Source organism: Kitasatospora sp. NPDC127111 (assembly GCF_042677465.1).
Classification (GTDB): Bacteria; Actinomycetota; Actinomycetes; order Streptomycetales; family Streptomycetaceae; genus Kitasatospora.
In genome coordinates this window covers 32767-56577 of sequence record NZ_JBHXTG010000041.1, presented here as the reverse complement: position 1 = coordinate 56577, position 23811 = coordinate 32767, and the positions used below count along the sequence as shown (strand labels likewise).

18 protein-coding genes, 1 tRNA gene and 2 pseudogenes are annotated in these 23811 nt (G+C 72.9%); 8 read left to right on the top strand and 13 right to left on the bottom strand.

Going from position 1 to position 23811, the window contains the following annotated elements; translation table 11 throughout:
- Positions 1-437 precede the first annotated feature (437 nt).
- A complete protein-coding gene (locus ACFVHB_RS23780) occupies positions 438-1235 on the top strand; it encodes a hypothetical protein (protein WP_380325695.1) in 798 nt (265 codons plus the stop codon).
- Positions 1236-1583: 348 nt separating this feature from the next.
- Here the strand turns inward: ACFVHB_RS23780 and ACFVHB_RS23775 are convergent.
- Positions 1584-1775, bottom strand: a pseudogene (locus tag ACFVHB_RS23775) (hypothetical protein); the annotation flags it as partial.
- A 124-nt stretch (positions 1776-1899) separates the two neighbouring features.
- Between ACFVHB_RS23775 and ACFVHB_RS23770 the strand changes: the two are divergent.
- The 4 genes from ACFVHB_RS23770 (at position 1900) to ACFVHB_RS23755 (ending at position 5285) form a co-directional block, all read left to right on the top strand.
- On the top strand, positions 1900-2274 hold the full coding sequence (locus tag ACFVHB_RS23770) for a hypothetical protein (protein WP_380325692.1): 375 nt from the start codon (positions 1900-1902) through the stop codon (positions 2272-2274).
- Positions 2271-3557, top strand: a complete 1287-nt coding sequence (locus tag ACFVHB_RS23765) for a DUF3631 domain-containing protein (protein WP_380325689.1) — start codon at positions 2271-2273, stop codon at positions 3555-3557. Before ACFVHB_RS23770 ends, ACFVHB_RS23765 begins: the two co-directional genes overlap by 4 nt.
- 193 nt (positions 3558-3750) lie before the next feature.
- Positions 3751-4047 carry a helix-turn-helix domain-containing protein gene (locus ACFVHB_RS23760; RefSeq protein ID WP_380325686.1) on the top strand — a complete coding sequence of 99 codons (297 nt, stop codon included), beginning with the start codon at positions 3751-3753 and terminating at the stop codon, positions 4045-4047.
- Positions 4047-5285 (top strand): tyrosine-type recombinase/integrase, encoded by a 1239-nt coding sequence (locus ACFVHB_RS23755; RefSeq protein ID WP_380325683.1) that lies wholly within the window; start codon positions 4047-4049, stop codon positions 5283-5285. The genes ACFVHB_RS23760 and ACFVHB_RS23755 overlap by 1 nt, the downstream gene beginning before the upstream one ends.
- A 72-nt stretch (positions 5286-5357) precedes the next feature.
- On the opposite strand, the gene ACFVHB_RS23750 is transcribed toward ACFVHB_RS23755, so the two are convergent.
- The 7 genes from ACFVHB_RS23750 to ACFVHB_RS23720 form a co-directional block, all read right to left on the bottom strand.
- A tRNA-Pro gene (locus ACFVHB_RS23750) sits at positions 5358-5431 on the bottom strand.
- Positions 5432-5566: 135 nt separating this feature from the next.
- Positions 5567-6943: an MFS transporter gene (locus tag ACFVHB_RS23745; RefSeq protein WP_380325680.1), complete on the bottom strand. Its 1377-nt coding sequence runs from the start codon at positions 6941-6943 to the stop codon at positions 5567-5569.
- 132 nt (positions 6944-7075) lie between these two features.
- Positions 7076-7870, bottom strand: a complete 795-nt coding sequence (locus ACFVHB_RS23740; RefSeq protein ID WP_380325677.1) for a DUF1684 domain-containing protein — start codon at positions 7868-7870, stop codon at positions 7076-7078.
- A 240-nt stretch (positions 7871-8110) separates the two neighbouring features.
- Positions 8111-8971, bottom strand: a complete 861-nt coding sequence (locus tag ACFVHB_RS23735) for an acyl-CoA thioesterase (RefSeq protein WP_380325674.1) — start codon at positions 8969-8971, stop codon at positions 8111-8113.
- 246 nt (positions 8972-9217) lie between these two features.
- On the bottom strand, positions 9218-9928 hold the full coding sequence (locus ACFVHB_RS23730) for an alpha-ketoglutarate-dependent dioxygenase AlkB family protein (protein ID WP_380325770.1): 711 nt from the start codon (positions 9926-9928) through the stop codon (positions 9218-9220).
- Between the two features lie 161 nt (positions 9929-10089).
- On the bottom strand, positions 10090-10431 hold the full coding sequence (locus ACFVHB_RS23725; RefSeq protein ID WP_380325671.1) for a transglycosylase family protein: 342 nt from the start codon (positions 10429-10431) through the stop codon (positions 10090-10092).
- Positions 10432-10721: 290 nt separating this feature from the next.
- Positions 10722-11507, bottom strand: a complete 786-nt coding sequence (locus ACFVHB_RS23720; protein ID WP_380325668.1) for a transglycosylase family protein — start codon at positions 11505-11507, stop codon at positions 10722-10724.
- 621 nt (positions 11508-12128) lie between these two features.
- Here ACFVHB_RS23720 and ACFVHB_RS23715 point away from each other — a divergent pair.
- Both ACFVHB_RS23715 and ACFVHB_RS23710 read left to right on the top strand, forming a co-directional pair.
- A complete protein-coding gene (locus ACFVHB_RS23715; protein ID WP_380325665.1) occupies positions 12129-13019 on the top strand; it encodes a hypothetical protein in 891 nt (296 codons plus the stop codon).
- A gap of 213 nt (positions 13020-13232) precedes the next feature.
- Positions 13233-13997, top strand: coding sequence for a hypothetical protein (locus ACFVHB_RS23710; RefSeq protein ID WP_380325662.1), 765 nt, complete (start codon positions 13233-13235; stop codon positions 13995-13997).
- Positions 13998-14185: 188 nt separating this feature from the next.
- Here the strand turns inward: ACFVHB_RS23710 and ACFVHB_RS23705 are convergent.
- From ACFVHB_RS23705 to ACFVHB_RS23685, 5 genes and pseudogenes are all read right to left on the bottom strand, one after another.
- Positions 14186-15779: pseudogene (locus tag ACFVHB_RS23705) on the bottom strand (IS1182 family transposase).
- A gap of 153 nt (positions 15780-15932) precedes the next feature.
- Positions 15933-17387: a ribosome biogenesis GTPase Der gene (der, locus tag ACFVHB_RS23700; protein WP_380325659.1), complete on the bottom strand. Its 1455-nt coding sequence runs from the start codon at positions 17385-17387 to the stop codon at positions 15933-15935.
- 261 nt (positions 17388-17648) lie between these two features.
- Positions 17649-18362, bottom strand: coding sequence for a (d)CMP kinase (gene cmk / locus ACFVHB_RS23695; RefSeq protein WP_380325656.1), 714 nt, complete (start codon positions 18360-18362; stop codon positions 17649-17651).
- 216 nt (positions 18363-18578) lie between these two features.
- The gene (locus tag ACFVHB_RS23690; protein ID WP_380325653.1) at positions 18579-20054 is read right to left on the bottom strand and encodes a DUF4419 domain-containing protein; all 1476 of its coding nucleotides are present in this window, start codon (positions 20052-20054) and stop codon (positions 18579-18581) included.
- 43 nt (positions 20055-20097) lie between these two features.
- Complete coding sequence (locus ACFVHB_RS23685) at positions 20098-21183, bottom strand: prephenate dehydrogenase (RefSeq protein WP_380325650.1); 1086 nt, start codon at positions 21181-21183, stop codon at positions 20098-20100.
- Between the two features lie 380 nt (positions 21184-21563).
- On the opposite strand from ACFVHB_RS23685, the gene ACFVHB_RS23680 reads away from it, so the two are divergent.
- The gene (locus ACFVHB_RS23680) at positions 21564-23810 is read left to right on the top strand and encodes a DUF4139 domain-containing protein (RefSeq protein WP_380325647.1); all 2247 of its coding nucleotides are present in this window, start codon (positions 21564-21566) and stop codon (positions 23808-23810) included.
- Position 23811 lies beyond the last annotated feature (1 nt).

Below are 23811 nucleotides of genomic sequence, written 5' to 3'. Positions count from 1 at the left end.
CGAGAAGCGGCTATGGTACCGATCTTGGTGGACGTGGGTTCCACTTGGCCGCGTCTCCTCAGAGACGGTTGTCCCACCAGGCGGGACGGCTCATCGCTGAATCAACCAAATGAGCCAGCCGATGATCGCCGCCCCCGCTGCCGACGCGGCCCCACCGACGACGTTTCGAAAGGCGAGCCGGAGCAGGGGCCTCAACCGTCGAGACGGCCTCTTCGGCGGCTGGGGGATGGTGCAGTGCTCGACGACAGGCTTAGGGTCGTTGTGGTCGACGCTCATCGTTCTCTCCTTGGATGTGGTGTCGCATGATCAGGGACCTGCCCGTGGCGGTGCCGGCAAGCTCAGGCCACTGGTGGGTCCCTGATTTCCCTTCTGAGCCTACGAGTTGAAGCCGCCAAAAAGTGCAGGTGTTCCGCTCGGATCCGATGTAATTTCCAGAGGTGATCTCCGAACCAGGCACGATCGACGATCTGGTCGCCGATGCTGCGGCGGCCGGTCACCAAGTGACTAAGCGCCTCATCCATGACTGGGTGGCCAGGGGGCTGCTGGCTCAGCCCCAGCGTCGGCGGACGGGGCAACGCGGCTCAGAGAAGGCGCTGCACACCGGTGCTCAACGGGCGCTGTTTCTTGACTTGTTGCACATGAGACAGCCGTCATCGGTTCGGCCGCTGGCCGAGGTCGTGCTTGTATGTTGGCTGTTCATCGGTGACGACAATGTAGTGAGCACGCGACAGGCCCTCCGCGCTCTCCGCACGTACGTCGGTGACCCCCGCGGTAGCCGAGCGTGGGCGAAGACCAGGGCCGCTCAGTTCGTGCAGCCGCTTTGCGACCCGAGGCTCGGAACCCCTCGAAGCCGACGTGAGCTCCTGAAGGCTTTCACCGAGGCCTTCTACATGGGCACCTACAACCGAGAAGATCTCATTGCGAAGTGCGCCCCTCAGTTCGAGGACAAGATCGCATTCCGGGACGTAGTCCAGTCACTCAGGCGCGGACCGGTCCCCGGGCGGCCCGAATCGCTCCTGATGCACCTTGATGTTGTTCTCCAGGCAGGGAAGGCAGTTCAGGACGGGGTCGTCGACCAAGACGCCCTGGAGGAAGTCAGGGTCCAGTACCTGCGGATCCGTGGGGCCGATGCCGAGTGGCCGGACCGGAGCGACCTGGAGGGTGCCATGGCCGAGTTGCTCGTGGGCCTTGGTGTTGTCATCCTCGCCCGATCAAGGGGGCTGTCGCCTGTCTGACCCGCATCGGGATGTCCGCTGCGGCTTGTCCTGTCTCACCGAAGGTTGAGCGATCTCACCCAAGGTGAAGTGGGGTCCAGTACTGGCAGGAGTCCGTGATCGAGTGGTCCGAGCCAACGACTGGCGCCTTGACTATACATTTCAGCACACGTGGCGCCGTATACATATGGCGAACAATGGATCCTTCATGATGATACTGGTCATGCATATGAAAACATGGGGTCGCAGTGGGCAAGGGAGGCTAATGGGACACTTCTTGATACGCGACTTTTGAAGGATTTGGGGATTCTTCCGGGAATGCGCCTTACGGCAGCCCTGAAGGCCCCCTAGTGTGCACGGCTCGGCAGCCGCAGCCGCAGCCGCGAGCCATACGAAGTAGTCCGGGGCATGGCGCCGCTTGCGCCGGCCGTCGTGCCAGTGCAGCCAGAACGGCTGCGACGCGATGCCGCCCACCTCTGGGTCCGCATCGAGGAGGATCAGCCGATCACGTTCGAGCCACGACTCGTAGCCGACGTGGCCCCGGGTCGTCGCGGCCCGGTAATGATCCACCCGAATGCTGGTGGGGTTGCGCGTGTCCGCTGTCGTTGATGTCAGACCTTGATGTCGGAGGCAGAAGGGATCACCCCAGCTCACGCAGGTTTGTGCCGGACACCGCTACGAGGCCGTGCTCAACACCGACCCCGTGCCGCTGCCCGGCTGGCTCCACACCCTGCTCTCCCCGCCGCCCCGAACCGCCGCCCCGGTCGTCCCGCTGAGCAGCCGGGCGGGCCGTCGGCCCGGCTACGCCGACGCCGCCCTGCGCAACGAGGCGGCGAACGTCGCCAACGCCGCCGAGGGCACCCGGAACTGGACGCTCACCCGGGCCGCCCGCGCCCTGGGCCGCTTCGTCGCCGACGGCCGGCTCGGCCGCGCTGAGGTCGAAGACGCTCTTAAGGGGGCGGCGGAGCAGGCCGGCCTGCCCGCGCGCGACGCCGCCGCGACCATCACCAGCGCCCTCGACTGGTCCATCGCCCACAACCCCGCCGGAGACGCCGCATGAGCACGCCCGCCCGCTCCCCCCTTAAGAGCCCTAAGGACCCCGGCGGGAGCGGGCCCGAGGACGGTGCGGCCCTGCTCGACGCCGTCGAGGCCCATCACCGGCGCTTCAACGTCTTCCCCAGCGAGGCCGCCTACGTCGCCGTGGTCCTGTGGGACGCCCACACCCACCTGCTCGACTGCTTCGAGTCCACCCCGCGCATCGCGTTCCTCTCCCCGGAGCCCGGCTCCGGCAAGACCCGGGCGCTGGAGATCATCGAAACCGTCGCCCCGCGGCCGATCCTGACCACCGACGTGAGCCCGGCCGCGCTGTTCCGCTCCGTGTCCGACACCGACGCCCGCCCGACCGTCCTGTTCGATGAGGTCGACGCCACCTTCGGCCCCAAGGCCGCCGGGAACGAGGACCTGCGCGGCCTCATCAACTCCGGCCACCGCCGCAGCGGCGTCGTCCTGCGCTGCGTCGGCGACGGTTCCACCCAGACCGTCCAGCCCTTCCCCGTCTACTCCGCCCTCGCCATGGGCGGGCTCGGCGACCTGCCCGACACCATCATGAGCCGCTCGATCATCATCCGGATGCGCCGCCGCGCCCCCAACGAGAAGGTCGAGCCCTTTCGCGAGCGCATCCACAAGGCCGAAGGGCACGCGCTGCGCGACCGCCTCGCCGCCTGGGCCGACAGCGTCCGCGACCAGCTCCACGAGGCGTGGCCGGAGCTTCCCGACGGCATCAGCGACCGCCCCGCAGACGTGTGGGAACCCCTGCTCGCCGTCGCCGACGCCGCCGGCGGCCACTGGCCCGCGCGCGCCCGCGCCGCCTGCGTCCAGCTCGTCACCGCCGCCAAGGCCAACGACAAGGGCTCCGTCGGCATCCGCCTGCTCGCCGACCTGCGCGACATCTTCAACGGCGCCGAACGGATGCTCAGCGCCGAACTGGTCGACCAGCTCACCGCCATGGACGACGCCCCGTGGGCCGACCTCGACGGCAAGCCGCTCACCACCCGCGCCCTCGCCCGGATGCTCGGCGACTACGTCACCGCCGACAACGACCCCATCAAGCCCCGCAACATCAAGACCGGCCCCCGCACGGTCGCCAAGGGCTACTACGCCACGGACCTTGCCGACGCCTGGCTGCGGTACTGCCCGCTCCGCTCCCAGGAATCCGCTACCAGCGCTACCGCCGCTACCGCGCAGGTCAGGCCCCTGTTCCCGGTAGCCGAACCGGTAGCGGTAGCGGATACCAACCCGCTACCCGCCCCGGAGCACGCCACCGCCGAAGCCGCGCTCCCGTAGCCCGCACCGCCGCTCCCGCTACCCGGCGGGAGCGGCACCAATCCGCTACCGCTACCCAATCCGCTACCAAAAACATGCCCCTGACCAGGGAGGTAGCGGCAGTAGCGCTGGTAGCGGATCCCAGAGAAGGCGGCCGGGCGTACCGGCCCATCCCAAATACCCATGCCTGCCTCCCTGTAAGGAGTGAGGACCCTTGTCCGAGCCGAAGTTGACGATCGAGCAGGTAGCCGAGTTGATCAGCTCGGTGAGCCAGGCCAGCCGGAGCCAGGAAGCCCGCCAGGCAGGTCTCATCAACGGAGGCTGGTACTCCACCGAGGACGTCGCCGCCCTCATCGGCGTCGACCCCTCAACCCTCAGGCGCTGGCGTACCTCGAAGCCCATGCAGGGCCCGCCGTTCGTCCGTCTTACCTCCCGCATCACCGTCTACAGCGTCCCCGACGTCCAGGCCTGGATGGAGTCGCGCCGCATCGTCCCTGGAGAAGCTGCCTGATGCCCCAGCAGAACCCGCCGATCGGCGTGAAGTTGTCGACCGACATCGAGCACCGCCCGGAGTACCCGAAGCCCTACCGGGGCCGGGTGCGCTGGTTCGACCCCGTGTCGGGCAGTCGCCTGTCGCGCTCGGAGATGTCCGAGACGATCGAGGAGGCCGAGGCCTGGATCGCCGGAATGGAGCGGCTGGCCAGCCGCGGCGTGACTCCGGCGACCGCGACCATGCCGCTCGCCGAGTACGGGGAGTCGGTGATGGAACTGGCGCTGCGCGGGCTGGAGTCCAAGACCCTCGACCCGTATCGCGCCGGCTGGCGGCTGCGGATCGTCCCGACGATCGGCCACCTGCCTCTGCGCACCGTCACGAACGGCGTGATCGACCGCGCCGTGTACGGCTGGATCGCCGACGAGGCCGGCCGCTCCACCGTGAAGAACACCCTCGCCGTGCTGGTGCGGGTGATGGAGCAGGCCGTCCGGGACGGTGTCATCGACGCCAACCCGGCCAAGGTGAGCGGCTGGCAGCGGGAGTACCAGCGCGCCGAGGACGAACTCGACGACCCCCGCGCCCTCGCGCTGCCGGACTGGGAGACCCTCGACAAGCTCGCGACCGCCCTGGTCCTGCGCTCGCACGGGGAGTTCCGCGGCTGGGGCGACGTGGTGCGCTTCGCGGCGTGCACGGCGGCCCGGATCGGCGAGGTCTCAGGTGTGCGCCGCAAGGACATCGACCGCAAGCGGTGGACGTGGGACCTGTGCCGGCAGACCACGACCGCACCCGGCGGCCTGACGGACAAGGGGACGAAGGGCAAGCGACGGCGGACGGTGCCGCTGATCCCGGAGATCCGCGAGCTGGTGGCCTGGCGCCTGGACGTGATCGACCAGGACCCGATGGCGCGGCTGTTCACCGGGCCGCGGGGCGGGCGGATCACCACCGCCGTCCTGCGGGACGCGACGCACTGGGACGAGGTGGTGGTGGCGCTCGGCTTCGAGCACCTGCGCCGCCACGACCTCCGGCACACCGGGCTGACGTGGATGGCCGACGCCGGGGTCCCGCTGCACGTCCTGCGGAAGATCGCCGGGCACGGGTCGCTCACGACCACGCAGCGGTACCTGCACCCGGACCGGCGCTCGATCGAGCTGGCCGGCGAGGCGCTGAGCGCGCACCTGAGCGGGCCCCGCGAGGCCCCTGGTCCCGAAGTGGTCCCGCCGGAGACCCCCGGCCGCCACCTTCGGCTCGTGCGCTGACCCGCCCTCGGAAACGGCAAAAGCCCCGCTGGCCTGGACCTTCGTCCAGTCAGCGGGGCTCCGACATCACTGTCGGGACGACAGGATTTGAACCTGCGACCCCTTGACCCCCAGTCAAGTGCGCTACCAAGCTGCGCCACGTCCCGTGGTCTCGGCGCCTTCGGCGGAGCCTGGGGGGCTCTGCTGTGGGGCTTCTCGACCTTGTCCCCGGTGTCCCGGCGACGTGGAAAACAATACAGCACGTCGGGGGGTGCTCGCTGCCAGGTTTTGTCGGGGCGGGGTCAGGGGGTGGGGTGGCGGGCGTCGTAGCGGAGGAAGGCGGGGCGGCGGGCGGCGAGGAGGAGGATGGCGGCGAGGCAGGCGAGGCCGCCGCTGACGACGGAGGTGGCGGGGTTGGTGAGGGAGGCGACGGCGCCGGACTCGAAGTCGCCGAGGCGGGGGCCGCCGGCGACGATCACGATGAAGATGCCCTGGAGGCGGCCGCGCATCTCGTCCGGGGCGGCGACCTGCATCATCGTGTTGCGGAAGATCATGCTGACGGTGTCGGCGCAGCCGGCGACGGCGAGCAGGAGGAGGCCGAGCCAGAGGTTGCGGACCAGGCCGAAGGCGGCGATGGCGAGGCCCCAGGCGGCGACGGAGGCGAGGACGGCCGCGCCGTGGCGGTTGACCCGGGAGACCCAGCCGGAGAAGAGGGCGCCGATCAGGGCGCCGACGGCGGGGGCGGAGACCAGGAGGCCGACGGTGCGGGCGTCACCGGCGTAGAAGGTGGCGGCGATGGCCGGGAAGAGGGCGCGGGGCATGCCGAAGATCATCGCGGCGAGGTCGGCGAGGAAGCTGGTGCGCAGGTTGGGCTGCTCGCGCAGGAAGCGCAGGCCGTCGAGGACGGAGGCGCGGCCCTTGCGTTCGCCGAGCGGGAGCATCGCGGGCAGGCGCCACATCGCGTAGAGGGTGGCGGTGAAGGCGACGGTGTCGAGCAGATAGGCGGCCTGGGCCCCGTAGGCGCCGATCAGGACGCCGCCGAGCATGGGGCCGACGGTGAGGCCGAGGTTCATGCTGACGGTGTTCAGGGCGTTGGCGGCGGGGAGCTGGTGGCTCGGGACGAGGCGCGGGATCATCGCCGAGCGGGCGGGCGAGCTGAGGGCGAAGAAGCCGGCCTGGACGGCCACGGCGGCGTAGAGGACGGCGACCAGGCCGAGCCCGGCGAGCGCTTGGGCGGCCAGGACGGCGGAGACGGCGGCGAGGCCGGCCGAGCCGATCAGTCCGAGGCGGCGGCGGTCCACGGTGTCGGCGATGGCGCCGCCGTAGAGGCCGAAGGCGATCAGCGGGAAGAGGGAGAAGAGCCCGACCAGGCCGGTGGCGAAGCTGGAGCCGGTGAGGTCGTAGACCTGGACGGATACGGCGACGGCCGTCATCTGCTGGCCGATGGACGAGACGGCCTGGCCGAACCAGACCCGCCGGTAGTCGGGGTTGTCGCGCAGCGGGCTGAGGTCGGCGAACGCCCCGCGCGCGGCACGGCGGTACCGCGGGGACGCGGCGGACGGGGGCGACGGGGACGACGAGGGTGAGGTGACGGACGCGGTGGGATCGGCGGAATCGGCGGGCTCACCCGTGGAGGGAGCGGCCCCGGTCGCCGAATTGGCAGGATGATTGGTCGACACAGTCCTCCATCCTCGCCCCGCCCGGCGGCCGGGTCGTCACCGGGTAAGGCTCTCGGCACCCGTCGCCAGCGCCGCCACGCCACGCCAAGCCGCGCCGCCACGGCCGCGCCGCCATCCGCCGCCCCGCCACTGTTACCGGGTCAGCACCTGCTTCTCCCCCGCCTCGACCGCGAAGTCCAAGCGGTTGCCCGGGGGTGGGAAGGGGCAGATGAAGTGGTCCGCGAAGGCGCACGGCGGCAGGTAGGCCCGGTTGAAGTCGAGCACCGTGTGGCCGTCCGCGTCGGGGGCGGGCAGGGTGATGAAGCGGAAGCGGTAGGTGTCCGTCCCGCTGGTCGCGTCGGCGATCACGCCACTCAGGCGGCCGTTGCCCGCGCGGCTGACGGTCAGGGTGCGGTGCTCCCCGGCGACGGTGAAGGAGACCTTGCCGGAGACCGCCAGTGGACGTTCCTTGCCGTCCGCGTTGGGGACGACGACCGCTTCGCCGTCCTCGCTCCCGAACGGGGTGAAGACCGCCGGGACGGCCCACTCCGGCGAGTAGGGGTAGGCGGAGATGCCGGCGAACGCGGCCCGGCGCGGCGCGGCCGGGTCGAAGACCCGCAGGGCCAGCTCGCCCTCGCGCTCGATCGGGACGAGGCGCAGCTCGCCCAGCGAGGCGGTGTCGGCGGCCGGGTCGCTGTCCGGGCGGAGCAGCACCTCGCCGTCGACGGGGGACGGCGCGCCGGTGACGGTGATCCCGTCGGCGGCCGTCGCCCGGACCCGGACGCCCTCCGCGTCGGCCCACCAGCGGCCGGGCAGGCCGGGAACCTCGGTGGGCTCGGGCTCGAGCCAGTGCGTGCCGGTGAGCGCCAGCTGGCCGTGCGCCGTGCTCACCGCCGCCGCCCGGCCGTCGCTCCAGTGCTTCCATTCCTCCGCGGCTGTCGCCGTCATCGGCATGCCCTCCCAATCCGGTCCGAGCCCCGAAGGCTCTCCGTCCGAGGCCCGTAGGCCGTCCGTCGCGGCCCGCGAGGCCGTCTGCGTGCCCGAAGGCCGTGCCCGGATAGCCCGTAGGCCGTCCGTCGCGGCCCGTGGGCCGTCCTGGTCCGTCACCACCTCAACACCGGCGACCGGGGTGGATCATCCCCGCCGGCCGGACCTCCCGTCGGGCCCGGCCGGACGGCGCGGGCCCGATCACCCCTTCAGCGGCCGGAACAGCCCCTCCTGCACCACCGAGACCACCAGCTGGCCGCTGCGGTCGTAGATCTGCCCGCGCGCGAGGCCACGGGCGCCGTGCGCGATCGGGGACTCCTGCTGGTAGAGCAGCCAGTCGTCGGTCCGGAACGGCCGGTGGAACCACATCGCGTGGTCGAGCGAGGCCATGTCGAAGTGCCGGGTCCCCCAGAGCGGCTCGACCGGGGCGCGGACGGCGTCCAGCAGGGTCATGTCGCTCGCGTAGGTCAGGGCGCACACGTGGATCAGGGGGTCGTCGGGAAGCGCGCCGTTGGTGCGCAGCCAGACGCCGCTCCGGGCCTCGACGCCCGCCAGCTCCTCCTTGCTCCAGCGCAGCCGGTCGACGTACCGGATGTCGAAGGGCTGCCGGCGGCTGATGAACGGGGGCAGCTCGCCGAGCCGGGAGCCGACCTCCTCCAGGGCGCTGGGCAGTTCCTCGGGCGAGGCGACCTCGGGCATCGGGTACTGGTGCTCGATGCCGCCCTCCTCGGGGAGGTGGAAATCGGCGGTGAGCGCGAAGATCGACCGGCCGCCCTGGATGGCGAGCACCCGTCTGGTGGTGAAGGACCGGCCGTCGCGGATGCGGTCGACCTGGTAGACGATCGGCACGCCGGGCACCCCCGGGCGCAGGAAGTAGGCGTGAAGCGAGTGGACGGGGCGCTCGCCGTCCACCGTGCGCCCCGCCGCGACCAGCGCCTGGCCGGCGACCTGGCCGCCGAACGTCCGCTGCAGCGCCTCCTCGGGGCTGCGCCCGCGGAAGATGTTCAGTTCGATCTGCTCAAGGTCCAGCAGTGCGACGAGTTCGTCGACGGGGGTACCCATACGTGCGCTTCCTCTCCGGACGGCCGGCCCGGGCGGAGGTCTCCCGCCCAGCAGTCGGCGTCCGTTCTGTCGAATTCTCCCGCCCCATCGAATTCTCCAGCGACCCCTGGCATTCCCCCCACCCGGGGTGACCCTGCCGATTCACTCGAACGAGGTCCCAAGAGATCCCACCGAACCGGCCCCACCCTCGAACCGGCGCGGCACGGCGGCACGGCACCCGAACGGACACGGATGTAGGACAGCGCGTCACGAACCCGGTGGATCCGGCGGAGCGGGCAGACCCGATCGGCGGACCGTGATGTTCAACCGCCCGGTCAGCCCGAGCGCCGGGTCCGCCGTCCCGGGCAACGTGCGCACCACTCCGTGGTAGGCGAACCGGGCCGGACCTCCGAACACCAGCAGGTCGCCGCTGCGCAGCTCCAGGTCCGTCCACGGCCGGGTCCGGGTCTCGGTGTTGCCGAGCCGGAAGACACAGGTGTCGCCGAGCGACAGCGAGACGACCGGCGCGTCGGTCCGCTCGTCGCGGTCCTGATGCAGGCCCATCTTGGCGCCGTGCGGGTAGTGGTTGACGATCGCGATGTCCGGCTCGTACCCGGCCGCGCCCGCGATGGCACCGACCGCCTCGCCGTACGCGTCGGCGACGGCCCGGCGGGCCAGTCGGCCGAGCTCCGGCGGGAACGGCTTGACCGGCGTGCCGTCCTCGGCGGTCCGCCTGTATCCGTACGGGTACCAATGCCACCCGAGGCTCACCATCCGCACGGACATCACACCGCCGGTCGGCATGCGGACGGTGTGCATCCCGGCCGGGGGACGGGCCCACTCCCGGCAGGCGGCGACCAGGCGCAGCTGGGCGGCGGAGTCGAGCCAGCCGGGGACGAGGACCGCGCCGGGTGCGGGCTCCGACCGGCCGCGGAACCCGCCCTCGTCCGTGCCGTCACCGAACAGCTCGCCCTGGATCACGCCACCATCCTCGCGCAGCAGACCGACAGGCGGCACCGGATCAGTCAGACGGCACCGAATCCGACGGACGCCACCGGATCAGGCAGGCGGCACCCACCCGACGGACGCCACCGGATCGGGCCGGCGGCAGCCGACGAACCGCTCGCCCGACGGACCGCTCAGTCGATCATCCCGATCTCCCGCGCACAGGCCGGCCAGGCCTCCCAGCCCTGCATCCGGAGGATCTCCTCGGCAACCACGGTCTGCTGCCGCCGACTCGCGCGGTCGGGCCGGGTGGCGAACCGCAGGCCGCCGGCCTCCTCCCAGGTCGGCGGCCAGATCTGCAGCCCGCCGAAGTAGCCGTTCCCGGTGTCGGCCCGCCAGTCGCCGCCGCTCTCGCACTCGGCGAGGTCGTCCCAGACCCCGTCCGCGACGGTCGTGGCGGCCGCGGCCCGAGCGCCCGGCACCGGCCCGGCGGTCGGCAGCAGCACGCCGAGGACGGCGCCGACGGCAACGAGCACGTCGGTGAGGGCGGCGGCGAATCCCGCCCGACCACCAGTCGGTACGAAGGATTCACGGCTGATCCTATGAGCGGTGAGAAGGCACAGCAGCCGACCCTAGGCGCGCACCTCCGGCACCCGCCCCGACACGCCGGACACGCCGAAGGCCGCTCCCCCACACAGCGGAGAACCCGCGCGGTGGGGAAGCGGCCGGCCGGACGATGCGTCCGGATCGGGCAAGCCCCGGTCGGCCCGAGGGCCGACCGGGAAGCTGACCCGGACCGGAATCAGGCCCGGGACGTGGACCGGAATCAGACGGTCAGGGTCTGGCCCGGGAAGATCAGGTCGGGGTTGCCGCCGATGACCTTGGTGTTGTTGTTGTACAGGGTGTGCCAGTCGAGGCCCTTGGCAGCGGCGATCTTGCTCAGGGTGTCGCCGGCCTTGACGGTGTAGGTGCCACCGGCCACCGACTTGGCGTCGTTCGAGGTCGCGGCGTTGCCGGACTTCCACGACTTGGCGGCGTCGGAGGACTTCGGCGCGACCGCGGCCTTCGGGGCCTCGGTGGCCTTCGGAACGGCGGGCTTCGGGGCCTCGGCGGCCTTCGGGGCCGGCGCGGCCTTCGGCGCGGCGGTGGCGGCCGGGGCGGCCGGCTTGGCGGCGGTGGTCGACGCGGCGGAGGTGTCGACCGCGGCCGGGGCGCCGCCCTTGGTCAGGCCGGCCTTGACGGAGCAGACGGGCCAGGCGCCCGGGCCCTGCGAGGCGAGGACCTTCTCGCCGATGGCGATCTGCTGCGCCTTGGTGGCCAGGTTGGCCTGCGGGGCGTAGGCGGTGCCACCGAAGGCGGCCCAGGTGCTGGAGGTGAACTGCAGACCGCCGTAGAAACCGTTGCCGGTGTTGATGGCCCAGTTGCCGCCGCTCTCGCACTGGGCGACGGCGTCCCAGGTGGAGACGGAGGCGGCGGAGGCCGAGGTGGCCGTGACGAGGCCGGCCACCGGCAGGGCCGCGACAGCGGCGCCCGCCACGACGGCCATCCGAACGCGGTTGCGCTTGGTGGCGGCGGTGGTGGTGGCAGCGGCGGACTCGTTACGGAAGGTCATGGGGTTCCTCTCGACAGCCCCGGGCGGGCATGCGGAACCAAGCCCTGGAAGGGGGTCGATTCGCTCGCCGCGTCCGTCGGGCGGCCGTGCACGTGTCGGACGTGCCGCGCCGCCCCGGCCACCCGCCACGCACCGGGGACCAGTTCGAGCGGTCGCATCGGCGGGCACGGCCGACGCCGGGATGAACCGGCGGGCTGTGCGTCGGGGGTGAACCCGGGTGGTGCTCGTTGCACCGCCAATGAAGCTACGAGTCGGCCGCCGGGGATCCAAACATCGGACGGTCTGCCCAGCTCAGCCCGGCGTTACCTGCGGTAACGACCTTGCAATCATGCCCTAAATGTCCGATTTAACCGTCATTTCCTAGATCAAACATCTGCGGGCCGTGACCCACCTCACGGCTCCATTCCGGCAGCTCCGCCCTCGACATCGACAGATTGCGATCCCGTCACCACGTACAGCGATCGGATCAGGAGCAATTCCCGTCAGCCCAGGTGCTCACCCGTGACCCCTGCCACAGGGGTCCGTTGGAAAAAGCGGCCGGAACCGGCCCGCTCGCCACCGCCAGCACGAAGTCCCGCCCACCCTGCCCGCGACAAACCCCCGAGACCCCGAGGAGTCCCATTGCCGCGCATGCTCGATGTCAGCGACGAGGTCCGATCCGAGATCGGCGACGACGAGGCCGACCGCCTGCTCGGCGGCGCCCACGCACCGGACAACTACGAGTGCACCTCCTGCCGCACCCCCGGCGACTCCCTCCAGGAGCCCACCAGCACCGTGCTGTTCGTCGGCGAGGAGACGGCGGTGCTCGCCTTCGCCCACGCCCGCTGCATCCCCTCCCAGGTGGTGCCGGTTTCGGAGGAGCAGCTGGTCGGCGCGGTGCGCAGCATCAGCCAGGCCCAGACCGACGCGCCCACGCCCACCGTCGCCCGGACCCCGGTCGTGCCGGCCCCGGCCGCCACCCCCGCCGCCTCCTCGTCGGCCACCTCCCCGGTCGCCGACGCCGCCAACACCCCCGCCCTCCCCCAGCCGACCGCGCCCGGCCAGGCCGCGATCCTCGGCATCACCTGCGGCCTGGTGCTGCACGGGGACACCGGCCACGCCTCGCTCGTGGTCGAGCCCACCGGGCCGGTCGGCCGCCCCGGGAACACCTCGGGCACCGACGAGTTCCTGGACCTGCTCCAGGACGCGGGCTTCCAGCCCGTCACCGACCTCAACAAGACGCCGGACCAGCTGCCCGGCTGGTCGGTCCTGGTGGCGATGGGCAAGCTGCACGCGATCCTCCAGCCCGCGGCGGCCGGCGGCAGCACGGGCTGGTGGCAGGCGCACCAGCCGCTCCAGGTCACCGACGCCTGGCGGTTCGCCGCCAACCAGCTGGGGGAGGTGACCATGTACGCCGTCCCGGCGGGCATGGTCGGCCGGCAGCCGCGCGAGGACCTGCTCCGCCAGGCGCTGGAGCGCGCCGTCGCCCTCGGCCAGGTCGTGGCCGCGTCCCTCCCGCTCGCCGGCACCTGAGTCGGCCTGAGCCGGCCTGAGCCGCGCCTGAGCCGCGCCGGGCAGCGCTGAACCGCCCTGAACCGCCCTGAACCGCCCGGCGGCCTCCCTGAGGCCCCGGTCGCGCCCCAACCGCACCCGGCCCCGCCGATCGGCAGCCCGATCAGCGGGGCCGGGCGCGCGCCGGGGCCGCACACCCCGCATCCCCGGCCGGGTTCGCTCGTTGGCCCCTATGTGTACAGCTACGACGTCTCCGCCTCCCACCGCCGGTCCACCACCGCCGCCCGTGCCATCCCGGGCATGCGCCCCTCGTACGACGCGGAGCACCCGCACTCGGCGACGCCGATCTACGACGAGCTGTACTCCGAGTACCGGCGGTTGTTCCGTGCGCTGCCGGGCGACCGCTCGGGCGAGGAGAACCTGAAGTTCGCCGGATTCGCCGTCCGGGACGGCGGCTACCCGATGCTCACCGACCCGCGCCCGTACCCGCCGCAGCACCAGGCGTTCCAGACGTACGGGGGGCAGGGCATCGGCATCCCCCAGTTCATGCCGAGCCAGCAGACCGGCCCGGGCCTCACCCACGGCACCCACGGCACGCACGGGACTCCAACCGCGCACGGCACGCACAGCACGCACGGGACACAGAGCACGCACAGCACGCACAGCGCACACACCACGCCCAGCGCGCACAGCACCCACGGAACGCCCGGCGGCAGCAGCCCGCACCCGCCCGCACACCTGGCCGACCCCAACGCCCCCGCCAACACCACCAGCGACGGCACCGGCCACGCCACCCCGGCCGAGGGCGGTCAACCCGCCCAGCCCGCAGCCCAGTTCACCAACGGTCAGGGCTGGGTGGCGGCCGGCTACCTCGGCCCGGTCCCGCACCCGATGCCCGCCTCCGCCCCCGCACCGGTGATGAGCACCGGTCCGGCCACCGGCGGCCGCCACCGCAACCTGCTCTCGCTCCCCCCGGGCCGCAGCGCCGACCAGCACTGACCGACCACCACTGACCGACCACCACTGACCGGCAGGCACTGACCGGCAGGCACGGGCGGGCAGGCGCCGACCGTCCGCCCCGGCCCTCACCGCGCGCCCCCGCCCGCGCCCCCGGAGACGCCGAGAGGGCCCGGCCACCGAAGTGGACACTGTTGGTAAATAGCTGGGCCTGACTGTGTCCCGCCCTGTCAAGGGGCGGGACACAGTCGTTCGAAGCGGGAGAGACGTGTTCCAGCGCGTGGTGTGCCGGTGATCCAGGCGTCGAGCCGGGTGAGGTTCATCGCGGTGGCGGTGAAGAAGTGCTGGAGGCTTGTCCTTGGCAGGCCGCGGTAGCGGGATCGGCGGAGGCCGAAGGCCCGGACGCCTTGCGAGATGGTTCCCTCGATGCCCTGGCGGTGCTGGTAGACACTCTGCCATTCGGGATCCTGCTGGTCGGCGCGGTTCTTTCGGATGGCGTCGTGCGCGGCCTTCTCCCGCAGCATGATCTCCCGGCCCAGTCCGGTCTTCGAGGGAGCGCAGGTCTGGACGTCGGGGCACGGCCGACAGGCCGAGACGGGAAACCGGACCTGGATCACCGGGATGCCGTGCGAGGAGAGGCGGGAGCGCCAGTTGCCGGCGAACTGGCCGTTGGGGCAGGTCACGCGCTTGGCTTCCCAGTCCACCGCGAACGCCTCCGTGGTGAACCTGCCGGAGGACTGCACCGCCTTGTTCTTCTGGATCGGCCCGACCAGTTTGAAGCCGGCCTGTTCGGCGGCGGCCAGGCACCGGGCGTCCACGTAGTTGGCGTCGACCAGGTGAACGGCGGGCAGCCTGTCGCGCGCTCGCAGGTCGGCGTGGATGACCTCCGTCATCTTCATGTCGCTGACGGAGGCGTCCGTGGTGGCGACATGGGTGATCAGATCAGCCGTTACCCCTCTTGCTGCCGGCACGGGCGTCGGGGTCGTACGGGGAGAAGGGACGCAGCCGTCCCGGGGGAACGTTCTTCGAATCCCTCAACGACACTTGGCCGTCGACGAGTTGGAAGTTGTGAACCCAGGTCTGCCGCAGGAGTTCGACCGCTTCCAGCGAACGCGCCCCGATCGGAGCCTGCGGTGAGAGCGCCGCTTCCAGCAGGCGTATGCCGTCCTGTCCGGTCTGCCGGATCCATTCGCGGCGCCTGACCGCGCCGCGAGGCAGCCTCGACTCCTCCACGCGGTGGCCGTAGCGGTCGAACCACTCCGGGGCGGCCTGGGCGGCCAGCCAGCCGGGGAACGCCGCCGCAAGGGCGTTCAAGGCCGCCCGCAGCGTCTCCCCGAGCATCTCGATGTGGTTGACCGCCCTGATCGCCGCCAGCACCTTGGTGGAGTCGGTCCGAGCCCGCCCCGTCGTCTTCAGCAGGCCGCGCTCCTTGGCGGCCTGGAGTACCCGCTCGAAGATCTCATCGGCCATCCGCCCTTCCACCAGGCGGGCACGGAACTCGCTGAGGACGGAGAAGTCGAAGCCGGCCGCGGTCAGTTCCAGGCCCAGTGCGTACTTCCAGTCGATCCTCACCCGGACCGCCTCGGCGGCCTGCCGGTCCGACATTCCTTCGGCGAACTGCGGCACCGTGACCAGCGCCAACACTCCCGGCGATACCGCGGGCCGGCCCCGGTGGGGAAACAGAGCAGCGAACGTGTCACCGTCGAAGACGTCCGCGAACTCGTCGCGCAACCGCATCGCCAGCGTGCCGCTCGGACAGACCGCCCGAGCCACCCGAACCGTCTCCGCCGGGATCCCGCCCAGCCCGCTTTCGTGCAGCGACACCGATACCCTCCCCAAACGCAACATCGGTCTTCACCACCCACAACCAGGTGGCGAAGACCGACGTCACGGCCAGGGCCCATCTATTTACCAACAGTGTCCACCGAAGTGGCCGGGCCCTCTCCCCATCGCCGGGCGCGTGGGCGCCCGTCCGCACTACTTCTTCTTGCGCTTCTCCCGCACCCGCACCGAGATCGAGATCGGCGTCCCGACGAAGCCGAACTCCTCACGCAGCCGGCGCTCGATGAAGCGGCGGTACCCCGCCTCCAGGAAGCCCGAGGCGAACAGCACGAAGCGCGGCGGCCGGGTGCCCGCCTGAGTGCCGAACAGGATGCGCGGCTGCTTGCCACCGCGGATCGGGTGGGGGTGGGCGGCGACCAGCTCGCCGAGGAAGGCGTTCAGCCGCGCGGTCGGGATGCGGGTCTCCCAGCCCTCCAGCGCGGTCTCGATCGCCGGGACGAGCTTCTCCATGTGCCGGCCGGTCTTGGCCGAGACGTTGACCCGGGGGGCCCACTGCACCTGGACGAGGTCGCGCTCGATCTCCCGCTCCAGGTAGTAGCGGCGCTCCTCGTCCAGCTGGTCCCACTTGTTGTAGGCGACTACGACGGCGCGGCCGGCCTCGACGGCCATCGAGATGATCCGGGTGTCCTGCTCGGCCAGGGTCTCGCTGGCGTCGATCAGGACGACCGCGACCTCGGCCTTCTCCAGCGCGGAGGCGGTGCGCAGCGAGGCGTAGAAGTCGGCGCCGGCGGTCAGGTGGACCCGGCGGCGGATACCGGCGGTGTCCACGAACTTCCAGGTCTTGCCGCCGAGTTCGATCATCTCGTCGACCGGGTCACGGGTGGTGCCGGCCAGCTCGTTGACGACCACCCGCTCCTCGCCGGCGACCTTGTTGAGCAGGCTGGACTTGCCGACGTTCGGCCGGCCGATCAGCGCGACGCGGCGCGGGCCGCCGGGGGCGGCGTCGCCGAAGGTCTGCGGCGGGGCCTCGGGCAGGGCGTCCATGACGGCGTCGAGCAGGTCACCGGAGCCGCGGCCGTGCAGGGCCGAGACGGGGTAGGGCTCGCCGAGGCCGAGCGACCAGAGGTAGGCGGCCTCGGCCTCGGTGGACGGGCCGTCGACCTTGTTGGCACAGAGCACGGTCGGCTTGCCGGCCCGGCGGATGATCTTGATCAGGGCCTCGTCGGTGTCCGTCGCGCCGACCGTGGCGTCGACCACGAACAGCACCGCGTCGGCGGTCTCGATGCCCAGCTCGGCCTGCGCGGCGACCATGGCGTCGATGCCGAGGACGTCGATCTCCCAGCCGCCGGTGTCGACGACCTTGAAGCGGCGGCCGTTCCAGGAGGCCTCGTAGCTGACCCGGTCGCGGGTGACGCCCGGCTTGTCCTCGACGACGGCCTCGCGGCGGCCGATGATGCGGTTCACCAGGGTCGACTTGCCGACGTTCGGGCGGCCGACGACGGCCAGCACCGGCAGCGGCGTGTGGCTGCCGTCGCCGAGGCCGTCGATGTCGTCGGGGTCGAACCCCTCCTCGGCGGCGAGCGCCATGAACTCGGCGTACTCGGCGGCGTCCAGCTCACCGTGTCCGGTGGTGGAGTGCTCTGCGGTCATGTTCGTGTTTTCCGTTTCCCGGCCCGGCCCTTCCCAGGGGCGCGCCGTGCGTACCTGCCCCACCGGGGCAGCGCGAGTGGTTCCGGGACGCCGTCACGGCACCCCGGTCATTCAATGGTCCTGCAGTGATCGGCCCGAGCGACCGAGCCGACCGAGCCGGCCGAGCGGGCCTGATCGGGCCGGCCCGATCGGGTCCGAGCGGGCCGATCGAGCCCGAGCGGGCCGGGGCCCAGGACGGCAGTCCGAGCGGACGGTGGTCGGTCAGACCGCCGAGAGCCCGGCCCGCTCCTCCACCAGCGCGGTGATCGTGTCGATCACCTGCTCCAGGGTGAGGTCGCTGGTGTCCACCAGGACCGCGTCGGCGGCCTGGGTGAGCGGCGCGGTCTTGCGCGAGGAGTCGGCGGCGTCCCGGCGGGCCAGGTCGGCGGCCATCGCGGTGATGGTGGCCTCGTCGACCCCCTTGGCGCGCAGCTCGGCCGCCCGGCGTTCGGCGCGGGCCGCCTCCGAGGCGGTCAGGAAGATCTTGACGGTGGCGTCCGGGAACACCACGCTGCCCATGTCCCGGCCCTCGGTGACGATGCCGCGCTCGGCGACCTCGGCGCAGCCGCGCTGCAGTTCCACCAGCCGGGCGCGCACCGCCGGCACCGCGGAGACGGCGCTGACCTGCGCGGTCACCTCGGGGCCGCGGATCGGGCCGGACACGTCCTGCCCGTCGACGGTGATGGTCGGGCCGTCCGCATCGGTGCCGGAGACGATCACCGGCTTGCCGCAGGCGACCGCCACGGCCTCGGCGTCGTCGACGTCGATGTCGTTGGCCAGCATCCACCACGTCATCGCCCGGTACATCGCGCCGGTGTCCAGGAAGCTGAGCCCCAGCCGGGCGGCGACCGCACGGGAGACGGTCGACTTGCCGGAGCCGGAGGGTCCGTCGATGGCGACGACGACCGGGGCGTGCGCTCGGTCGGCAGTGTCCACGGGGCGAACCTCTCTCTGAGCCTGGGCCCGGGCGCGGCACAGCGCCTGTGCCGCGTGAAACCGGGGAGTGTCTCCCTCAAGGTTAATGGACCGCCACCCAACCCCCACCCGCCCGGTCACGGCCCGCGGTCACCGGCGCCCGCCCGGCCACTGCCCGCGGTCACCGACGCCCGCCCGGCCACGATCCGCAGCCACCGGCGCCCGCCCGGTCCGCCGTCACCGCGGGAGCAGCCGCCAGACCGCTTCACCGAGGTCGGTTCCGAGGCGTCCCTCGAGCATCACGTCACCGCTCCTCGGGTCGAGCATCCCCACGTACCACTCCCCGCCGTCGACCAGCCGGATCAGGCAGAAGAAGTCCCAGACCTTGAGAACGCTGAACGGCGGCCCGAGCGGTTGCTCGCCCCTCTCCCGCACGTCGACGACCTGGCGGTCCGTACCGAGCAGCCGTGGGGTGTCGATCCCGGCCACCTCGCGCACCCGCTCGATCGTCCACCCCGCCGGGAGCTGGACCGCGGCCAGCGCCGCCTGCTCCTCCGCCGGGTCGGGGGCGGCCCGCAGGACCTCCAGCACCGCGTGCCCGAGCCGCGGCCGCACGAAGCCCTCGGCGTCCCGCTCGATGCCGAGCACTCCGGCGACGAAGGCCATGTCCAGCTCTTCGCCCAGTCGCTTCCAGCGGAACGGCACCCGCGACACGTGCGACGGGAAGTCGTTCAGCCCGAGGTGCTCGGCCTCCTCGTCCCGCCAGTCGAAGGAGGTCCGGGGGCGCGGGCCGGACGGACCCTGGCGGTGCGCGAAGAACGCGGTGATCCAGCCGGACACCCGGTCACCGCCGGACCGCGACTCCAGCGTGGACAGCGAACGCCAGAACGCCTCGTCCACCGCCCCGCCGGCAGCGGTGTCGGCAACGGTCCGCAGCACCGGCAGCAGGCCGGCGAACCACGGCCGCAGCCCCTCGCCGAAGGTCTCCGCCAGCTCGCCGACACGCCGCGCCAGCAGCCGCCAGTCCTCGGCCGTCCCCTCCAGCCGGATCCGCGGGATGCCGCACATCGTGATCCAGGTGAACTCGTAGTACGGGCTGACCACGTCCATGAGCGCCACCAGGACCGAGCAGACGTCGTCCGGCGTCGTGGTGCTGAAGACGGGCTGGAACAGCTCCACCAGGTCGGCGCCCAGCGCCTTCTCCAGCGGCTCGCGGACGAGCCGGATCGAGCGGGACCAGTCCGCGTCGGGGCCGACCGTCCGGTCGTCCCGCACCTCGATGGACCGCTTGCCCGCGACGCCTCCGTCCGCGCCGCCCGAACCGCCCCCGCCGCCCCGGCCGCCCGAGCCGCCCCCGCCGCCCCGGCCGCCCGAACCGCCCCCGCCGAACAGGCCGGCGTACCGGTCCGGGTCGAGCCGCACGTGGACGGCCACCTCGTGGACGACGGCGTACCAGAGCACGTCCGGGGAGAGGCTGAGCGGCAGGTGCCCGGCGAACGCCAGGTGCGCCGCCCGCAACAGCAGGCTCCAGGTCGGCTCGGACTCCTCCGGCCGCAGGTGCGGCTCACCTTCCAGCAGCGTCGCCGCACTGCGGTGGTGGATGCGGAACTCGCCGCCCACCACCGCCGCCAGGAAGCCCTCGTTCCCGGCCTCCGCCGGCTCGCCGACGGAACGGTCCCGGGTGGTCTCCGCCAACGGCAACTCGATGATCATGCTGTGCGCTCCCCCCTGGCAGCCGCGCTCGCGGGCCGGGCCGTCAGTCCCGGACGCTCCAGCCGCTCGCCCGCAGCGCCGTCGTCAGCGGCTTCACCGCTGCCGGGGCCACCGAGAGCTGGACGAAGCCGACCTGCTGGCCGGTCGAGTGCTCGATGGCGACGTCCTCGATGTTGACGCCCGCCGCTCCGACCTCGCCGAACAGGCGCCCCAACTCGCCGGGCTGGTCGCCGAGGACGACGGCCACCGTCTCGTAGCGGGTCGGCGGCGCGCCATGCTTGCCGGGGATCCGGGCCTGGCCGGTGTTGCCGCGGCGCATCACGGCCGCGATCCCGGCCGCGCCGGCGGCCCGCTCGCCCTCCTCGGCGGCCTGCAGGGCCCGCAGGGCGGTGACGGTGTCGCCGAGGTCGGCGGCGACCTCCTCCAGGATGTCGGCGACCGCACCGGCGTTGGCGGAGAGGATGTCCACCCACATGCCGGGGTTGGAGGCCGCGATCCGGGTGACGTCCCGGACGCCCTGGCCGGAGAGCCTGATGGCCGTCTCGTCGGCGTTCTCCAGTCGGGCGGCGACCAGCGAGGAGACCAGCTGCGGGGCGTGCGAGACCAGGGCGACGGCCCGGTCGTGCGCGGCGGCGTCCATCACGATCGGCATCGCGCCGCAGAGGGCGACCAGCTCCAGGGCGGCGTTGAGCGTCTCGGTGTCGGTGTCGGGGGTGGGGGTGAGCACCCAGGGCCGGCCCTCGAACAGGTCGGCGCGAGCGGCCAGCGGGCCGGAGCGCTCGCGCCCGGCCATCGGGTGGCTGCCGATGTAGTGGACGGTGTCGCAGCCCAGCGCCGTCACCTCGGCGCGCGGCCCGGCCTTCACGCTGGCGACGTCCGTGTACCACCGGGCCAGGCCCCGCCGCTGGCAGTCGGCGAGCACCTTGCCGACCAGCGCGGGCGGGACGGCGATGATCGCCAGGTCCACCGGGCCATCGGCGGGTTCGGTGGTGCCGGCGCCGAGCGCGGCGGCGGTGCGCGCCGCGTCCGGATCGGCGTCCTCCAGGTGGACGGTCAGCCCGCGTCCGGTCAGGGCGAGCGCGGCGGACGTGCCGATGAGTCCGGTACCGACGACGACGGCAGTGCGCATGGCGGGTTGGCTCTCCTCACGGGGCTGGCCTGGGCGTGCTCGCCCCATCCTCTCGCATCCCCACCACCCCCGCGGCCACGGCCGGAACCACCCGGCCGCCCGTCCCCGTCCCCTCTCACGCGGAGCCACACGCACGGCGGGCCCGCGGACAAGCGGACGCCCGGACACGTGCGCACAACACAAGCACACGGGACCGCAGACCCGCAGGCCCGCAGGCCCGCAGGCATGCGGACACCGCGGACACCGCGGACACCGCGGACACAGGCGCGGGCGCACCGGCGAAATCCGGGGACGCCCACGCCCGGGCGAGGCAGACTGGCCGCGCAGGGGGCGGCAACGCGCACACCGGCGCGAGCGGAGCGAACGAAGGGGCAGGCCGGGTGAACGATCAGCACACAGCGGACGGCAGGGAACGACCCGACGGGCCGGCGGTACCGGCCCACCCCTCGGTGCTCGACTCCGTGGTGGTCTACGCCGCCGGCGCGGTCTGCCGGCGCCGGGCCCGGGTGGCGCTGCCCCCGGGCGGACGGCTCCGGCTGACCGGGCTGCCCCGGGTGCTCGACGGGCGGTCGCTGCGGGCCCGGGTGCTCGCCGGCCCGCCCGGCACCGCCGTCACCGAGGCCCGGCTCGAACCCGTCGCCGAAGTCCGCACGCCCGCCGAACTCCCCGAGTTGCGGCACCGGTTGGACGAGGCCCGGGAGCACGAGGCCGCCGTCCGCGAACGGCACCGGCTGGTCCTCGCCGCGATCACCGAGACGGCCCAGCTGCGGGCCGTACCGCCGCCGCGCCGACGCGACGAGCCACTGCGCCGCACACCCGCCGACGCCTGGCTGGAGCTGGCCGAGTTCGTCGACGAGCGGCTCGCCCGGCTCCACGCCCGGGCCGAGGAGCTGACCCGGGAGATCGAACTCGCCGCGCACGAGACCGAGGTGCTCATCGACCGGCTGGCGCGCTCCTCCACCGCCGAACCGGCGCAGCCCGTGGAGACCTCCGCGACCGTCCTGCTCACCCTCACCACGCCCGGCCCCGGCCCCGATCCCGACGCCGCCCGCGCAGACCTTGCCCCCGACCCCGTCCCCGCCCCCGCCCCCGAACTCGAACTCGAACTCGAACTCGAGTACGGCGTCCCGGCCGCCCGCTGGGTGCCCGCCTACCGCCTGTCGTACCGCCAAGGCTCGGACACCGGGCAGCTGGTCCTGCGCGCGTCCGTCGCCCAGCAGACCGGCGAGGACTGGACCGGCGTCCACCTCGCCCTCTCCACCGCCGACCTGGAGCGCCGCACCGACCTGCCCCGGCTGCGCTCGCTGCGGATCGGCCGCAGCCAGCCCGCCCCGCCTCCGTCCGGCTGGCGCGAGCCCCCGGTCGGCCTCGCGGACCTCTTCACGGGCTACGACGCGGTGGGCCCGCGCCCCGTCCCCCGCCCGGCCGCGGTCCCGTTCGCGGTGGCCTCCGCCGCGCCCCGCCCGGCCCCGCCGGTCGCCCCGGCCCCGCCCGGCCGGCTGCTCGGCGGTGCCGCCCGCCCCGCCGACGACACCCTGACCCCGGACTTCCTCGGCTACGGCGCGCCGCCCCCGCAGCCCGGCGGGCCCCTGCCGCCGCCCGCGGCCGCTCCGGCCCCCCAAGCCCCAGCCCCCCAAGCCGCGGCCGCCCCGGCCCCCGCCCGGCGGGCCCGCCGCCAGGGTGCCCCCGGCGGGTTCGGCGGAGGACGCCCCGGCGGCGCCCGTGCCTTCGCCGACACCGGAGCAGGGCCCGAGGGCGGGCCCGAGGCCCTCGCGGAGGCCTCGTTCGCTCCCCCGGCCCCCGACGCCGCGCTCCTCGACTACCCGGCCCTCGTCCTGGCCGGCCCCGACGCGCCCGCCGACCGCCGCGGCACCCTCCGTCCCACGTCCGACGGCGGGCCCTGGCGGGGCGACCGGAGCGGCCAGATCGCCGCCCGAACCCTGGCCGCCCTGCCGCTCCCCCGCCACGCCGTGCCGCCGCGCGACTCGGCCGGCTCCTTCGACCACCGCTTCGACGCCGCCGCCCCCGCCGACATCCCGTCCGACGGCACCTGGCACACCGTCACCGTCGGCGAGATCCCGCTCTCCGTCCGCTCCGAGTACGTCACCGTCCCGGCCGTCGAGGAGAAGGTGTACGGCACCCTGGTGCTCGCCAACCGGACCGCGCAGGCCGTCCTGGCCGGCCCGGTCGAGGTCACCGTCGACGGCGAGTTCCTGCTCACCGCCGCCCTGCCCACCCTCGCCCCCGGCGGGATGCGCCGGCTCGGCATCGGCGTCACCGAGAGCATCGAGGTCGCGCGCCGCACCGAGCTGCACGAGTCCACGGCGGGCATGCTGAACAACAGCACCGTGCTCGACCACCGGGTGCACGTGGAGCTGGCCAACCGGCTCGGCCACGCCGTCACCGTCGAGGTCCGCGAACGCGTACCGGTCACCACGGACGCCGACATCCGGATCGAGGAGCGGGCCGACTGGCACGCGCCCACCGTGCCGTCCCCGGAGTGCCCGCCGAGCAGCCGGCTCTGGCGGGTCGAACTGCCACCGGGCGGCCGGGCCGGACTCACCGGCGGCTACCAGATCAGAATCCCGGCCGGAAAGGCCATCGTCGGCGGAAACCGGAGGAACTGAA